Source organism: Exiguobacterium acetylicum, from assembly GCF_022170825.1.
Lineage (GTDB): Bacteria > Bacillota > Bacilli > Exiguobacteriales > Exiguobacteriaceae > Exiguobacterium_A > Exiguobacterium_A acetylicum_B.
The window spans coordinates 2,916,218-2,930,000 of the sequence record NZ_CP081878.1 but is presented as its reverse complement, the minus strand read 5'-3'; the positions used below and the strand labels follow the sequence as shown (position 1 = coordinate 2,930,000).

Here is a 13,783-nt window from a genome sequence, read left to right as displayed (position 1 = left end):
TACCGAATTCAGTTAAACTCCGAATGCCAGCAACTTATACTCGGGAGTCAGACTGCGAGTGATAAGATCCGTAGTCAAGAGGGAAACAGCCCAGACCGCCAGCTAAGGTCCCAAAGTGTATGTTAAGTGGAAAAGGATGTGGCGCTGCCTAGACAGCTAGGATGTTGGCTTAGAAGCAGCCACCATTCAAAGAGTGCGTAATAGCTCACTAGTCGAGTGGCGCCGCGCCGAAAATGTAACGGGGCTAAACATACCACCGAAGCTGCGGATTCCGTAAGGAATGGTAGGGGAGCGTTCCAAACCGCTGTGAAGCTGTACCGGAAGGAGCAGTGGAGCGTTTGGAAGTGAGAATGCCGGTGTGAGTAGCGAAAAGAGGGGTGAGAATCCCCTCCGTCGAAAGCCCAAGGTTTCCTGAGGAAGGCTCGTCCGCTCAGGGTTAGTCTGGACCTAAGCCGAGGCCGAAAGGCGTAGGCGATGGATAACAGGTTGATATTCCTGTACCGCCGATCCACCGTTTGAACAATGGGGGGACGCAGGAGGATAGTGACGCATGCGGATGGAAGTGCATGTGCAAGTTTCAAGACCGTCTGATTGGCAAATCCGTCAGGCATCAAAGTCAAGGAACGATGCGGAGTCCCGTAGGGACGTAGGTCACGATTTCACACTGCCAAGAAAAGCCTCTAGTGAGGGGGAAGGCGCCAGTACCGTAAACCGACACAGGTAGGCGAGATGAGAATTCTAAGACGCGCGGGATAACTCTCGTTAAGGAACTCGGCAAAATGGTCCCGTAACTTCGGGAGAAGGGACGCTCTACATGAGTAGAGCCGCAGTGAATAGGCCCAAACGACTGTTTAGCAAAAACACAGGTCTCTGCTAAATCGCAAGATGACGTATAGGGGCTGACGCCTGCCCGGTGCTGGAAGGTTAAGGGGATGGGTTAGCGCAAGCGAAGCTTTGAACCGAAGCCCCAGTAAACGGCGGCCGTAACTATAACGGTCCTAAGGTAGCGAAATTCCTTGTCGGGTAAGTTCCGACCCGCACGAAAGGCGTAACGATTTGGGCACTGTCTCAACGAGAGACCCGGTGAAATCATAGTACCTGTGAAGATGCAGGTTACCCGCGACAGGACGGAAAGACCCCATGGAGCTTTACTACAGCCTGATATTGAGGCTTTGTGCATGATGTACAGGATAGGCGGGAGACGTCGAGCCCGGAGCGCCAGCTTCGGAGGAGTCACCCTTGGGATACCGCCCTTCATGCATAGAGTCTCTAACTCGCAGCCGTAATCCGGCTGGAGGACCGTGTCAGGCGGGTAGTTTGACTGGGGCGGTCGCCTCCTAAACAGTAACGGAGGCGCCCAAAGGTTCCCTCAGAATGGTTGGAAATCATTCGTAGAGCGCAAAGGCAGAAGGGAGCTTGACTGCGAGACCTACAAGTCGAGCAGGGACGAAAGTCGGGCTTAGTGATCCGGTGGTTCCGCATGGAAGGGCCATCGCTCAACGGATAAAAGCTACCCTGGGGATAACAGGCTGATCTCCCCCAAGAGTCCACATCGACGGGGAGGTTTGGCACCTCGATGTCGGCTCATCGCATCCTGGGGCTGGAGTAGGTCCCAAGGGTTGGGCTGTTCGCCCATTAAAGCGGTACGCGAGCTGGGTTCAGAACGTCGTGAGACAGTTCGGTCCCTATCCGTCGTGGGCGCAGGAAATTTGAGGAGAGCTGTCCTTAGTACGAGAGGACCGGGATGGACGCACCGCTGGTGTACCAGTTGTTCCGCCAGGAGCATCGCTGGGTAGCTACGTGCGGACGGGATAAATGCTGAAAGCATCTAAGCATGAAGCCCCCTCCAAGATGAGATTTCCCTTTGAGTAATCAAGAAAGACCCCTCAGAGACGATGAGGTAGATAGGTCACGGGTGGAAGCATGGCGACATGTGGAGCTGAGTGATACTAATCGGTCGAGGCCTTGTTCTAGCAGATGCTTGTTGATGACTTCAGTTTTGAGGGCGCGAGCCCGTCGTCTGGTGACGATAGCCAAGTGGTCACACCCGTTCCCATGCCGAACACGGAAGTTAAGCACTTGAACGCCGAAAGTAGTTGGGGGCTTCCCCCTGTGAGGATAGGACGTTGCCAGGCACTTGACTGATCTGCAGATTGCAGGTCAGTTTTTTGTTGTGGAAAAGAAAACTGACCGGATGACAGCCAGTTTTAAAATACGGTATCTAATTAAACTCAAGGTGTTGTTTTAACAAGACGCGGGATGATTTGTTTCAATAGCGCAGCAGCTCGTGCTTCAAGTGGGTCTGGTAGTTGATCGAGTTTAAAATAACGAAGGTTGAGACTCTCTCCGTCAGTCATTTGTAATGTACCGGATACTCCTTTTGCTTGAAAGAGATGAATCACACTATATGCTTGAAAGAGATGAATCACACTATATGTTTGATCACCATTTGGATATCGGAAGAAGTAATCAGGACCAGAAAAGACATCTAGCAGTTGAACACTGAGAGCTTGAAGGCCGGTTTCTTCCTGCAGCTCACGTATCGCGACTTCTTCGAGTGTCTCACCGGGTTCCATCGAACCGCCAGGTAGTCCCCAACTGTGTGTATCCGAACGATATTGAAATAGCAGTTCGTGCCGTGCGTTCATGACAAGTACGGTTGCTCCAACACTGATCAACGGTCGGTTTCCTACGATTTTTCGTAAATCTAATAAGTATCCCATCTGATCACTCCTTTCGTATCAGTATAGAAGAATATTCATTATGACAGTTAGTAAAAAGAAAAAAGGCAAAAAGGCTTGCTAATTTAAAAGACACATGTTATATTAATATCTGTCGAAACGTTATATCATCGCGGGGTGGAGCAGTCTGGTAGCTCGTTGGGCTCATAACCCAAAGGTCGTCGGTTCAAATCCGGCCCCCGCAACCAATTTTTAAATAATCAAATCCGAAACGTTTATCGTCGCGGGGTGGAGCAGTCTGGTAGCTCGTTGGGCTCATAACCCAAAGGTCGTCGGTTCAAATCCGGCCCCCGCAACCAATTTTAAACTTAACTTCAACTTTACTACGAAACGTTCAGCGTTTCGTATTTTTTTTTGCCTTTTTCTTTCGGTACAATGGAGAAGGACGAACAGTACGTATTAAAGGAGGAGACATCGTATGATAGAACTGGAAATGAACAGCTTGGAAGAAACGACTGCTTTAGCCCTTGAACTCGGACGACGTGCTGAAGCGGGAATGGTCATTACGCTTGATGGAGACTTAGGTGCTGGGAAAACGACATTCACCCAAAGTTTTGCAAAAGGATTAGGTGTGACGCGTCATGTCAACAGTCCGACGTTTACGATCATGAAAGTCTATACAGGACGTCTTCCTCTTTATCATATGGATGTCTATCGCCTCGAAGGTTCAGGCGACGATATTGGACTAGAAGAGTATCTGAACGGTGAAGGCGTCGCTGTCGTCGAGTGGTCTGAGTTGATTGCGGATAGCCTCCCACCGGAACGGTTGGCAATCACGATTACGCGAACAGGTGACGATAGCCGTCGTTTTGAGCTGACGCCGATCGGAGAACGATACATTACATTATGTGAGGGATTGAAATCATGAAAATCGTAGCTATTGATACATCGACGAAACAATTATCGGTCGCTCTTTCAGATGGGAAACAAATCGTAGCAGAAGCATCGTATGTCACGTCGTTAAATCACGCGACGAAGCTCATGCCATTGCTTGAGCGCTTGATGACGGAAGCGAAATGGACACCCTCCCAACTGACACGAGTCGTCGTTGCCGATGGACCAGGTTCTTATACTGGATTACGGATTGGGGCGACGACCGCGAAGACGCTCGCGTATACACTCGGCATTGAACTGGTTGCGGTCTCGACACTTGAGTTGATGGCGGCTTCGACAGGTCATACTGGACGTGTTGCAGCGATTCAAGATGCACGGCGCGGATCAGGTTTTGTCGGAGTATACGACGCTGGAGAACGAATCGGTGAAGAACAACATGTCGAGACTGCGTCTTTTGTGAAGACGTTAGCGCCAGATACGCTCGTTACGGGAGATGTCGATGCGTTTGAAGAACTCCTTCAGCCATTCGAAAAGGCAGCCCCTGCATTTCGGACGCCACGCGCCGGAGTACTTGCTTTACTCGGTGCAACACGCCCGACCGTAGAAGCGCATGCGTTTGAGCCACGGTACCTGCGCTTGGCTGAAGCAGAAGCAAAATGGATCGAGGCACAGCGTCATGAGTAAGATCATTCGCCGAATGACCGTGCAGGATGCTCCAGGTGTCCATGCCGTCGAACTCGAATCGTTTGCGACACCGTGGACGCTAGATGCTTTTGAAGCGGAAATGACGCAAAATCCGAATGCCTATTATGTCGTTGCCGATCAAGACGGCATCGTCGGCTTTGCTGGTCTGTGGCATATCGCGGATGAAGGTCATATTACGAATATCGCCGTCAAGCAGTCACACCGCGGACAAGGACTCGGAGAAGATCTGCTAACAGCATTGATCGCAGTCGGGCGGGCGCTCGGTTTACGGGCAATGACGCTCGAAGTGCGTGTCTCGAACATACCAGCGCGGACGTTATATGAAAAACTTGGATTCCAGTATGTTGGTGTTCGAAAACGATATTATCAAGATAACAATGAAGATGCTGCCATCTACTGGCTGGAGCTGGAGGGAGAAGACCTATGACACAACCATTGATCCTAGCAATTGAATCGAGTTGCGACGAAACGGCTGCTGCCGTCGTCCGCGGAGGAACCGACATCTTATCGAATGTCGTCTCGTCTCAAATTGAAAGTCATAAACGATTCGGTGGCGTCGTGCCTGAAGTCGCCTCACGCCATCACGTTGAGCGGATCACATACGTCATTGATGATGCGTTGACGGAAGCAAACGTCACGATCGACGACATTGACGCGATTGCCGTTACGGAAGGACCAGGACTTGTCGGGGCATTACTCGTTGGCGTCAGTGCGGCAAAGACACTTGCTTTTGCACATAATAAGCCGTTGATCGGTGTTCATCATATCGCAGGTCATATCTATGCGAATCGTCTCGTGCAAGAGCTTGAGTTTCCGCTCGTCTGTTTGATTGCATCAGGTGGGCACACGGAACTGATCTACATGCCGGAAGACGGTGTATATGAAGTCATTGGTGAAACACGGGATGATGCCGCTGGGGAAGCCTATGATAAAGTCGCTCGGACGTTGAAGTTACCGTATCCAGGTGGCCCACGGATCGACCAGCTGGCACAGACTGGTCAGGATACGTTCCATTTTCCGCGTGTCTGGCTCGAAAAGGATTCGTATGACTTTAGCTTCAGCGGTTTGAAGTCAGCAGTCATCAATGCCGTGCATAACGCTGAGCAACGGGGAGAAACGATCATTCCGGAAGATTTAGCCGCAAGTTTCCAAGCGAGCGTCGTCGAGGTACTCGTGACGAAGGCGGTCCGTGCCGTGAAGGATAAAGGCGGACGCCAACTGCTGCTTGCCGGTGGTGTCGCCGCTAACAAAGGATTACGCCACGGTCTTGAAGCGGCTTGTGCGAAGGAAGGAATCGATCTCGTCATTCCACCGATGCACCTGTGTGGAGACAATGCTGCGATGATCGGAGCTGCTGCGATTCATCCATATCGTTCGTTACGCTATTCGACACTTGCCATGAATGCAGAACCTGGGCTAGATTTAAAGTAAGGAATCCGAACAACTTGGGGGAAATGGAATGAAAAAAGTCATCATCGCATTGTTAGCGGTACTGGTCATCGTCGCGATCGGGCTTCAGGTCCGAGAAATCGTCAACGCATACCAAGTCGCCTATAAGGAAGAACTCGTACCCGATAAGAAAGCAGTCGAGACGAACACGAAACAACGTCCACTTTACGAAATCGGACGAGCAGAAGGGGAAAAGACCCGGATTCAAAAGTTGTACGCTTTTGATCAGACAGTCAATGGGAAGCTCAGTAACGTCGTCATCGTCGATCGGAAGTATGGTTTAACGAACAAGGCGAGTGATGATTATTTCATGATTGCTTCTGGAACACCGGTGACGGATCAAGAAAAGAAGTCATTCGAACCGATGATTCAAAAGATGGATGCAGAACAAGTCCAAGCAGAGGTGATCTCGAAGCACGAGGTGACGGCTGTTGAAAACAATAAAGAGCGGACGTTAACGTTATTTAAGGTTTTCTATAAAGATACGGATCAAAACGAATACCTCTTCTTCATCGAAAAAGAGGGTGGATTGAAACTCGATCTATTCAAGAAGGGCTACTCGCGTCTTTCGAATTACTAATCCATGAAAACAGCGGATTCCTAAACAGGAGTCCGCTGTTGTTCGTTCATTGCCATTCGGTGATGCCGGTCAAATCGTCATAGATGCGATCCGGATCGAGGTTCAATTCCTCGACGGGAAGTCCATTTCGGTTGATCCATGCAGTTTTGAAGCCGAAGCTCTTCGCCCCGGTGATATCCCAACCGTTCGAGGACATGAACAAGACCTCTTCACGTTTCAGACCGAGTGTGTTTAAGGCGTGCATATAGGAAGCAGGTGCCGGCTTGTATTGTTTGATGTCATCGACACTGATGAGATGATCGAACCGGTCGGCTAAGCCTGACTGTTCGATCAGTGGATCGAGCATGTCGTGTGAACCATTCGAGAAGACGACGAGGCGCTTATCCGCCATCGTCTCGAGAACGGAGCTGACTTCTGGGTAGACATCAAGTGTCAGATACGTTTCCATGAGGGTCGTGATCTGCTCTTCCGTCACATGGAGCTTCAGTTCGAGTAATGCGTAGCGGAGGGCATCTTGCGTCACTTGACTGAACGGGACATATTGTCCATTCAATTGCCGGAGGAAGGAGTACTCTAGTTGTTTCTCCCGCCAGCGTTTACTGATCGCCTCTCCGTGCCCAGGATACAGCTCCTCCGCTTGTTCTTTGACGGAATGGACATCAAATAATGTACCATAGACGTCAAAGACGAGTGCTTGAATCGTCATAAAACATTCATCTCACTTTCATAGAGTCTGTTTTAAGGATTCCCTTACGTAATGAATTCAAACGATACTTATGAATGGATCTGTTGTAAAAAACGATGAAAGGTCTGCGCGAATGCGCGACAAGCAGCTTGTTTTTCTGGGGTGTTGGGATCAAACTCAATCTTTAAGCCATCCGTGACGATAGTCGCCCCGGCTTCTTTTAATGCTTCTTCGATCAAATCAACGGCTGCACAGTACTTTGGATAATCGAGATCTCCAGAGCCAAAAGCAGCAGATGGCATCCCATTTAAGGGTTGTTCCCGTAGCTCCTCGACGAAATCTTCTGCTTCATATGGCAAATCACCGTCTCCCCATGTATATGAGCCGAGCAGCAGACCATCAAAACGTGATAAGTCCTCCCCGACGAATTGATCCAGTTCTGTAATCGTCACGTTGACATCATGTTGCTCGAGCTCACTTTGAATGATCGAGACGATGTCTTCCGTATTACCGGACATGCTGACGAATCCAATCGCGATATGCATGCATCTTCCTCCTTTCACTTTACTCCTCCACTTTAATTGATAATGATTATCAATGTCAAAGGTCGTATAAAAAAGCATCTTCCGAAGAAGATGCTTTTTTATACATTAGTCTTGTAGTTCGGCCCATTCTTCAATGGAACGAATGACCGGTTCAAGTTGGCGCCCTTTGTCGGTCAAACTGTATTGAATCTTAATCGGACGATCGGGAATGACAGTCCGGATGACGATGCCTTCCGCTTCGAGCTCCTTCATACGTTCCGTGAGCATACGACCTGATAATTCGGGAATGGCATCTTGAATCTCATTGAAACGACATGTCTTCGTCAACAAGTGACGTAAAATCAGACCTGTCCATTTCTTACCTAAGATTTCAAAGGCATGTTCGACTTTGGGACAAAGAGCCGGTTGGATTGCGACTTCTTCCATCAGCACTCATCCTTTCTATAGTTGTAGTATACCCGCTTCTGCTAAAAAAATCGAATCATTTTACTTAATGTAACAAAAAGAACTAAAACAAATCTATTTACTTTTAGTAAGCGATAAGATATAGTCTGTTTATCAAGTTACTTAAAGTAACTAAAAAACATTAGGTAAAAGGAGAAGATAGAAATGATGGATACAGGACTTTTAATCATTCGTTTAATCATCGGTTTGACATTCGCTGCACACGGTACACAAAAATTATTTGGTTGGTTCGGTGGACACGGCATCGCTGGAACAGGCGGTTGGTTCGAATCAATCGGCATGAAGCCAGGAAAAGCACTCGCAATTACAGCGGGTCTGGCTGAATTGATCGGTGGTTTATTGTTCGCAGGTGGTGCTTTTCTGTGGATCGCTGCCATCCTTATCATCGGTTCGATGCTTGTCGCGATCGTCAAAGTACACGGTGCGAATGGTTACTGGGTGACGCAGAACGGGTACGAATACAACATGGCATTGATCGTCATCGCGCTTGGAGTAGCGATGATCGGTGCTGGAGACTATTCACTCGCTGCACTGATCGGGTGAGGAAAAAGGTGGGGCATTCATGAAGTTCGAGGCATCAACGCTTAGCGCAAAAGACAACTATAAATTACTGATTGGCAGTATCATCCCGCGTCCGATTGCTTTCGTGACGACGCAAGGAGAAGACGGGACGGTCAACGCCGCACCCTTTTCTTTCTTTACGGTCGCATCAAGCAGTCCACCGCAACTCGTCATTGCTGTACAACGGACGGATCAAGGACAGAAAGATACGGCACGCAACATTCTTGCGAAACAAAGCTACGTCATCCATATCGTCAGTGAAGAGATCGTCGATGCGGTCAATGAGACAGCTGCACCACTCGCTTACGGAGAGAGTGAACTGGAGCGGACGGATTTAACACTCGTTGATAGCGACTCAATCGAAGTACCGGGGATCGCGGAAGCAAAAATCCGGTTCGAGATGCGCTTAACGCAACACGTCGAGCTAGAAGGTGCCGATCTTTTAATTGGAGAGGTACTGCGTTATCACGTCGCGGATAAACTCGTCGAGTCGTTCCGGATCGACGCGGCAGGATTAAAAGCCGTCGCGCGTTTAGCAGGGAATGATTATGCGACGATCGGGAAGACGTTTACGATTGCTCGACCGACAAAATGAGAGAAGCGTAAATGCCTGATACATTGTACGACCCATTTTGACGAACGTGTCGATTCAAACAAAAAGGAGTTGAGCTACCGGACTAGCTACCGGAATCTCAACTCCTTTTTCTCATGTTGTTCATCTAATCAGTTGGTCGGACTTCAAGGTTGCGAATCGATTTCGTTTGAAGAGGTCTCGAGTCCGTGGCGTTTACTGTATTGGTAGCCATCGAGCAAATAAAAGACGATTGCGAGTGCCCAAATGCCGACACAGCTGATCAAGAAAGCGATGAGCGGTGAGACACTACCATAATACGATAGAATCAACGGATCATTGAGTTCAACGAAGAGTTGTGTCGTCAGAAGCGTACAGCACAGTCCAGAGAGCAGACTGACGAGTAGACCGCTCCATGTCTGGATGACGAGTCCGATCATGCAAGCAATCAGAAGGAACAAAGGAAGCGCAGCGTTAAAGGCATCCGGGCGGATGAAGGCGGACACGTAGTCCGCATACATCGGTACGAAATAAAGAATGCCGGATAACAATCCTTGAGTCAAGTTGATGAAAAAGCTTTTCGTGCGCATCAGTGTTGGTTCTCCCATCGTTCCATCAATTCGAGTAGATCGACATCAATTTGGTCACGTTCCGCAGATAACGCTGTCGCTTTCGGAATATCATTGAAGACTTCCGGTTCGCAAAGCAACTGTTCGATTTCCGCTGAACGCTGTTCGAGCCGCTCGATATCTTGTTCGAGTTGTTCGATTTGCTGACGACGTTTCTTTTCTTCCTTCTGTGCTTCTTTGTCAATCGTCTTCGACGCCGTGACTTTTGCGGCTTTTTCTTCCTCCGCTTCAAGACGAGCAATTTCTTCTTGCTCCGCTTTCTTCTCGGTGTAGTACGAATAATCACCGAGGTATTCCGTCACGCCGGCTTCACTCATCTCGATGACGCGTGTCGCGATCCGGTCGATGAAGTACCGGTCATGGGAGACGAAGAGTAGCGTTCCTTCGTAGTCGACGAGCGCATTTTCAAGAACCATTTTCGAATCAAGATCCAAATGGTTCGTCGGCTCATCGAGGACGAGGACATTTGTTTTTCGTAATTTCAGTTTTGCGAGTGCGAGGCGCCCACGTTCTCCACCTGATAACTCATGGACGATCTTGAAGACGTCGTCACCGCTAAACAAAAATTGTCCGAGTACAGAACGGACTTCTTGTTCGCGCATCAGAGGCCATTCGTTCCAAATCTCATCGATGACACGATTTCGGTCATTGAGTTCCGCCTGCTCTTGATCGTAATAGCCAATTGAGACGCCGGTTCCGAAACGGAAATCACCGAACAGCGGACGGAGACGACCGACGAGGACTTTTAAGAGCGTCGACTTCCCGATTCCGTTTGGTCCGACGAGTGCGAGTGATTCACCACGTTGCAAGCGGAACGTGATGTCTTTTGAGACGGCTTCTTCGTAACCGATCGCCAGTTGATTGACTTGAAGAACGTCGTTCCCGCTCTGTTTTTCAATCGGGAAGGAGAGGACCGTGCTGCGTTCATCTCCATCCGGTCGATCGAGCCGGTCGACCTTCTCGAGTCGTTTTCGAACACTTTGAGCACGTTTTGTCGTCGTTGCCCGAGCGATATTGCGTTGAATGAAGTCCTGCATCTTCGCGATTTCTTCTTGCTGCTGTTCGAATTGTTTCATTTCCTGATCGTACAATGCCGCTTTTTGCTCCAAGTACTTCGTATAGTTCCCCGTGAACTTACGACAGACATTGCGAGAGAGCTCATAGACGACATTGACGACTTGGTCGAGGAAGTAACGGTCGTGCGAGACGATCAGGACAGCGCCACGATAACCGCCGAGGTAACTTTCGAGCCAAGCGAGCGTATCGATATCAAGGTGGTTGGTCGGCTCATCAAGAATCAGAAGCTCTGGTGCTTGCAAGAGCATCTTCGCTAGAGCGAGACGCGTCCGTTGACCACCGGATAACGTTTGAATTCGGCGTGAGTAATCGTCGGGATAAAAGCGCATTCCGTGCAGGACGGAGCGGATATTCGCTTCGAACTGATATCCACCCGCTTCTGAGAAGTCGTGTTGCGCTTGGTCGTACGTCTTCAAGAGACGATCGTAAGCAACCGGGTCGTTCAAGATATGCTCCATGCCCATTTCGATTTCCATCCGGCGTAGTGTCCGTTCTTGTTCTTGTAAATGTTCAAAGACGGTCAGCATCTCGTTCCAAATCGACTCATTCGATTCAAGACCACTGTCTTGTGCGAGATAACCGATTTTAACGTCTTTGCCCTTCATGATGTCGCCCGAGTCATGACTCAGTTCGCCAGCGATGATTTTGAGCAAGGTCGATTTCCCGGCACCATTTCGTCCGACGAGTGCGATTCGGTCGCGTTCTTGTACTTCTAGTTTGATATTTTCTAAAATCGGCTCGACGCCGAATGATTTTGAGAGTTGATTGACTTGTAAGAGTATCATTTCCATCCATCCTTCCACCCTTTAGTCTATCATGAACAAAAGCACGCGGTCCTGCGGAATATATTATTTGTGACTCTATGTGAAGTGGTTTACAATCAAGGAGAGTAGAAAGCTTTTTGCAAAGATTTGGGTGCCACGATGGATGTGGCCGAAGGGGGAACTGCAGGATGAATGGACCAGACACAAAAATTCCACAAGCGACAGCAAAACGGTTGCCGCTATATTATCGCTTCATCCAAAGTTTATACAATTCAGGCAAGCTCCGCGTCTCTTCTGCTGAGTTAAGCGAGGCGGTGAAGGTTGATTCAGCAACGATTCGTCGCGACTTTTCCTACTTTGGGGCATTAGGGAAGAAGGGGTATGGATATAACGTTCAACATCTCTTAACGTTTTTCCGGAAAACCTTGAATCAAGATGAGGTGACGAATGTTGCCTTAATCGGGGTCGGTCATCTCGGAACAGCGTTTGCAAATTATAACTTTTTAAAGAATAATAGTACTCGGATAGTCGTTGCGTTTGATGCGGACGAAGAGAAGGTCGGAACAACGACGCATGACGTTCCAATCTATCATGTTTCGGACATGAAAGAACAAATCGAAGCGAATCAGGTCGATGTTGCCATCTTGACGGTTCCATCGCAGTTCGCGCAGTCAGTAGCGGATGAGTTAGTCGAGTATGGTGTGACAGGCATTCTGAACTTTACGCCTGCACGGTTGAACGTGCCAGCGAGCGTCCGGGTCCATCACATCGATTTATCGATCGAGTTGCAGTCGTTAGTTTATTTCATGAAGCATTATTCGCAATCAGCTGAAGGAGTGAAATCATAATGGAAAACCTTATCCCGCTCACACTAGGTATCGGACCTGCGAGCATCGGATTAATCGCAGTCGTCGCGTTGATCATCTTCGGACCGAAGAAGTTACCAGAATTCGGACGTGCTGCTGGTCAGACATTGAAAGAGTTCAAGAATGCCACGAACGGCATCATGGACGACGATAAAAAGGACGAACCGAAAGAGAAGTGATTGAATCATGACGGTTGATCAAGAGCAAAGCATGACGTCGCACCTAGACGAACTCCGGAAACGGATCGTCTGGTCGCTTATCATCGTCGTCGTCCTGTTCGCTGTCGCATTTCCGCTCGTCCGACCGCTCGTTCGTTTTCTACAAGCGGACTTAAAAGAGCTCGGCATCGGTTTGAATGCCTTCAACGTCGCCGATCCTTTAATGTTGTATTTGAATCTTGCGTTCATCATTGCGCTGATTTTAGCGTCACCGTTCTGGATGTATCAACTCTGGGCATTCGTCCGACCAGGACTTTATGACAAGGAGCAAAAAGCGACACTGACGTATATTCCAGTCATCTTCTTTCTGTTTTTGGCTGGCGTAGCCTTCTCGTATTTCTGGTTGCTTCCATTCTTGCTTGAAGTCTCAACGGATCTCGGGAAAGAGTTAGGGATTGAACAAGTCATCGGAGTGGAGAACTACTTCAGTTTCCTAATTCGATTGACGATGCCGTTCGGTCTTCTCTTTCAATTGCCGGTCGTGACGATGTTCCTGACACGTCTAGGTCTCGTGACGCCATATTTCATGCGAAAGAATCGGAAATATGCGTATTTTGCGCTGTTCGTCGTTGCAGCACTAATTGCACCGCCGGACGTGACGTCACACTTGATGATCTCAGTGCCGTTGTTCGTTCTCTATGAAATCAGTATCTTGATTTCTGCGCGAACGTACAAAAAGGTCTTGATCCTCGAGCAACAGGCAGAGCTTGAACGACAGGCGGATTTGATGCGTGAATTGAATAAATGAATCGTGAATTCCTCCGACGATTTTCGGGAGGAATTCTTTTTTATGAAAGCGTTATTTTTATATTGATAAAGCAGTTAGTGATGCGTATACTAAAGATAATTCATGGGGGCTTAGCTCAGCTGGGAGAGCGTTTGGCTGGCAGCCAAAAGGTCGTCGGTTCGATCCCGATAGTCTCCACCAATCTCATACATCCAACTCCTCGAGGCTCCGAGGAGTTTTTATTTTGTTCCCAGTTAAATTCCTTACAAATATAAAATGTCATGAAAAACAAATAAATAAAAAAAATAGACAGATATAAATTGTTTATTTCCATTAAATTCATTAAACTAAATATACAGAATTTTC

Annotated in this window: 16 protein-coding genes, 3 tRNA genes and 2 rRNA genes (1 of these 21 only partly in view); 15 read left to right on the top strand and 6 right to left on the bottom strand. The window is 48.6% G+C overall.

Annotated features, from left to right (window positions below):
* Both K6T22_RS15210 and rrf read left to right on the top strand, forming a co-directional pair.
* A 23S ribosomal RNA gene (locus tag K6T22_RS15210) occupies window positions 1-1,973 on the top strand (it extends 941 nt beyond the left edge of the window).
* Window positions 1,974-2,019: 46 nt separating this feature from the next.
* A 5S ribosomal RNA gene (rrf, locus tag K6T22_RS15205) occupies window positions 2,020-2,135 on the top strand.
* Window positions 2,136-2,231: 96 nt separating this feature from the next.
* Here rrf and K6T22_RS15200 read toward each other — a convergent pair.
* On the bottom strand, window positions 2,232-2,723 hold the full coding sequence (locus tag K6T22_RS15200) for an NUDIX hydrolase (protein ID WP_238238083.1): 492 nt from the start codon (window positions 2,721-2,723) through the stop codon (window positions 2,232-2,234).
* Between the two features lie 129 nt (window positions 2,724-2,852).
* Between K6T22_RS15200 and K6T22_RS15195 the strand changes: the two genes are divergently transcribed.
* From K6T22_RS15195 to K6T22_RS15165, 7 genes are all read left to right on the top strand, one after another.
* Window positions 2,853-2,929 (top strand) — tRNA-Met (locus K6T22_RS15195).
* Window positions 2,930-2,963: 34 nt separating this feature from the next.
* A tRNA-Met gene (locus K6T22_RS15190) sits at window positions 2,964-3,040 on the top strand.
* A gap of 119 nt (window positions 3,041-3,159) precedes the next feature.
* Window positions 3,160-3,609 (top strand): tRNA (adenosine(37)-N6)-threonylcarbamoyltransferase complex ATPase subunit type 1 TsaE, encoded by a 450-nt coding sequence (gene tsaE, locus K6T22_RS15185; protein WP_023469616.1) that lies wholly within the window; start codon window positions 3,160-3,162, stop codon window positions 3,607-3,609.
* Window positions 3,606-4,259: a tRNA (adenosine(37)-N6)-threonylcarbamoyltransferase complex dimerization subunit type 1 TsaB gene (gene tsaB, locus K6T22_RS15180; RefSeq protein WP_238238082.1), complete on the top strand. Its 654-nt coding sequence runs from the start codon at window positions 3,606-3,608 to the stop codon at window positions 4,257-4,259. Before tsaE ends, tsaB begins: the two co-directional genes overlap by 4 nt.
* On the top strand, window positions 4,252-4,707 hold the full coding sequence (rimI, locus tag K6T22_RS15175; protein WP_238238081.1) for a ribosomal protein S18-alanine N-acetyltransferase: 456 nt from the start codon (window positions 4,252-4,254) through the stop codon (window positions 4,705-4,707). The genes tsaB and rimI overlap by 8 nt, the downstream gene beginning before the upstream one ends.
* Window positions 4,704-5,711 carry a tRNA (adenosine(37)-N6)-threonylcarbamoyltransferase complex transferase subunit TsaD gene (gene tsaD / locus K6T22_RS15170; RefSeq protein ID WP_238238079.1) on the top strand — a complete coding sequence of 336 codons (1,008 nt, stop codon included), beginning with the start codon at window positions 4,704-4,706 and terminating at the stop codon, window positions 5,709-5,711. Before rimI ends, tsaD begins: the two co-directional genes overlap by 4 nt.
* Before the next feature lie 28 nt (window positions 5,712-5,739).
* On the top strand, window positions 5,740-6,309 hold the full coding sequence (locus tag K6T22_RS15165; protein ID WP_238238078.1) for a hypothetical protein: 570 nt from the start codon (window positions 5,740-5,742) through the stop codon (window positions 6,307-6,309).
* A 46-nt stretch (window positions 6,310-6,355) separates the two neighbouring features.
* Here the strand turns inward: K6T22_RS15165 and K6T22_RS15160 are convergent, their stop codons facing one another.
* From K6T22_RS15160 to K6T22_RS15150, 3 genes are all read right to left on the bottom strand, one after another.
* Window positions 6,356-7,015: a haloacid dehalogenase type II gene (locus tag K6T22_RS15160; protein ID WP_238238076.1), complete on the bottom strand. Its 660-nt coding sequence runs from the start codon at window positions 7,013-7,015 to the stop codon at window positions 6,356-6,358.
* Window positions 7,016-7,083: 68 nt separating this feature from the next.
* Window positions 7,084-7,539 (bottom strand): flavodoxin, encoded by a 456-nt coding sequence (locus tag K6T22_RS15155; protein ID WP_238238075.1) that lies wholly within the window; start codon window positions 7,537-7,539, stop codon window positions 7,084-7,086.
* A gap of 105 nt (window positions 7,540-7,644) precedes the next feature.
* Complete coding sequence (locus tag K6T22_RS15150) at window positions 7,645-7,965, bottom strand: winged helix-turn-helix transcriptional regulator (protein WP_023469609.1); 321 nt, start codon at window positions 7,963-7,965, stop codon at window positions 7,645-7,647.
* 183 nt (window positions 7,966-8,148) lie between these two features.
* Here K6T22_RS15150 and K6T22_RS15145 point away from each other — a divergent pair, with 183 nt between their 5' ends.
* Both K6T22_RS15145 and K6T22_RS15140 read left to right on the top strand, forming a co-directional pair.
* Window positions 8,149-8,547: a DoxX family protein gene (locus K6T22_RS15145; RefSeq protein WP_238238073.1), complete on the top strand. Its 399-nt coding sequence runs from the start codon at window positions 8,149-8,151 to the stop codon at window positions 8,545-8,547.
* A 19-nt stretch (window positions 8,548-8,566) separates the two neighbouring features.
* Window positions 8,567-9,160, top strand: coding sequence for a flavin reductase family protein (locus K6T22_RS15140; RefSeq protein ID WP_238238071.1), 594 nt, complete (start codon window positions 8,567-8,569; stop codon window positions 9,158-9,160).
* 143 nt (window positions 9,161-9,303) lie between these two features.
* On the opposite strand, the gene K6T22_RS15135 is transcribed toward K6T22_RS15140, so the two are convergent.
* Both K6T22_RS15135 and K6T22_RS15130 read right to left on the bottom strand, forming a co-directional pair.
* Window positions 9,304-9,726 carry a hypothetical protein gene (locus K6T22_RS15135; RefSeq protein WP_238238069.1) on the bottom strand — a complete coding sequence of 141 codons (423 nt, stop codon included), beginning with the start codon at window positions 9,724-9,726 and terminating at the stop codon, window positions 9,304-9,306.
* On the bottom strand, window positions 9,726-11,627 hold the full coding sequence (locus K6T22_RS15130; protein ID WP_238238067.1) for an ATP-binding cassette domain-containing protein: 1,902 nt from the start codon (window positions 11,625-11,627) through the stop codon (window positions 9,726-9,728). Before K6T22_RS15130 ends, K6T22_RS15135 begins: the two co-directional genes overlap by 1 nt.
* Before the next feature lie 167 nt (window positions 11,628-11,794).
* Between K6T22_RS15130 and K6T22_RS15125 the strand changes: the two genes are divergently transcribed.
* From K6T22_RS15125 to K6T22_RS15110, 4 genes are all read left to right on the top strand, one after another.
* Window positions 11,795-12,454, top strand: a complete 660-nt coding sequence (locus tag K6T22_RS15125) for a redox-sensing transcriptional repressor Rex (RefSeq protein ID WP_023469604.1) — start codon at window positions 11,795-11,797, stop codon at window positions 12,452-12,454.
* Window positions 12,454-12,651 carry a twin-arginine translocase TatA/TatE family subunit gene (locus K6T22_RS15120; protein ID WP_029342825.1) on the top strand — a complete coding sequence of 66 codons (198 nt, stop codon included), beginning with the start codon at window positions 12,454-12,456 and terminating at the stop codon, window positions 12,649-12,651. The genes K6T22_RS15125 and K6T22_RS15120 overlap by 1 nt, the downstream gene beginning before the upstream one ends.
* 7 nt (window positions 12,652-12,658) lie before the next feature.
* Window positions 12,659-13,438 (top strand): twin-arginine translocase subunit TatC, encoded by a 780-nt coding sequence (gene tatC, locus K6T22_RS15115; RefSeq protein WP_029342824.1) that lies wholly within the window; start codon window positions 12,659-12,661, stop codon window positions 13,436-13,438.
* Window positions 13,439-13,542: 104 nt separating this feature from the next.
* Window positions 13,543-13,618, top strand: a tRNA-Ala gene (locus tag K6T22_RS15110).
* Window positions 13,619-13,783 lie beyond the last annotated feature (165 nt).

Excerpts from the sequence above, each read along its gene's own strand:
- tsaE (WP_023469616.1), top strand. The coding sequence starts at position 3,160 with ATGATAGAACTGGAAATGAACAGCTTGGAAGAAACGACTGCTTTAGCC.
- rimI (WP_238238081.1), top strand. The coding sequence starts at position 4,252 with ATGAGTAAGATCATTCGCCGAATGACCGTGCAGGATGCTCCAGGTGTC.
- K6T22_RS15155 (WP_238238075.1), bottom strand. The coding sequence starts at position 7,539 with ATGCATATCGCGATTGGATTCGTCAGCATGTCCGGTAATACGGAAGAC.
- tsaD (WP_238238079.1), top strand. The coding sequence starts at position 4,704 with ATGACACAACCATTGATCCTAGCAATTGAATCGAGTTGCGACGAAACG.
- K6T22_RS15160 (WP_238238076.1), bottom strand. The coding sequence starts at position 7,015 with ATGACGATTCAAGCACTCGTCTTTGACGTCTATGGTACATTATTTGAT.
- K6T22_RS15145 (WP_238238073.1), top strand. The coding sequence starts at position 8,149 with ATGATGGATACAGGACTTTTAATCATTCGTTTAATCATCGGTTTGACA.
- tatC (WP_029342824.1), top strand. The coding sequence starts at position 12,659 with ATGACGGTTGATCAAGAGCAAAGCATGACGTCGCACCTAGACGAACTC.
- K6T22_RS15165 (WP_238238078.1), top strand. The coding sequence starts at position 5,740 with ATGAAAAAAGTCATCATCGCATTGTTAGCGGTACTGGTCATCGTCGCG.
- K6T22_RS15130 (WP_238238067.1), bottom strand. The coding sequence starts at position 11,627 with ATGATACTCTTACAAGTCAATCAACTCTCAAAATCATTCGGCGTCGAG.
- tsaB (WP_238238082.1), top strand. The coding sequence starts at position 3,606 with ATGAAAATCGTAGCTATTGATACATCGACGAAACAATTATCGGTCGCT.
- K6T22_RS15135 (WP_238238069.1), bottom strand. The coding sequence starts at position 9,726 with ATGCGCACGAAAAGCTTTTTCATCAACTTGACTCAAGGATTGTTATCC.
- K6T22_RS15150 (WP_023469609.1), bottom strand. The coding sequence starts at position 7,965 with ATGGAAGAAGTCGCAATCCAACCGGCTCTTTGTCCCAAAGTCGAACAT.
- K6T22_RS15140 (WP_238238071.1), top strand. The coding sequence starts at position 8,567 with ATGAAGTTCGAGGCATCAACGCTTAGCGCAAAAGACAACTATAAATTA.
- K6T22_RS15125 (WP_023469604.1), top strand. The coding sequence starts at position 11,795 with ATGAATGGACCAGACACAAAAATTCCACAAGCGACAGCAAAACGGTTG.
- K6T22_RS15200 (WP_238238083.1), bottom strand. The coding sequence starts at position 2,723 with ATGGGATACTTATTAGATTTACGAAAAATCGTAGGAAACCGACCGTTG.
- K6T22_RS15120 (WP_029342825.1), top strand. The coding sequence starts at position 12,454 with ATGGAAAACCTTATCCCGCTCACACTAGGTATCGGACCTGCGAGCATC.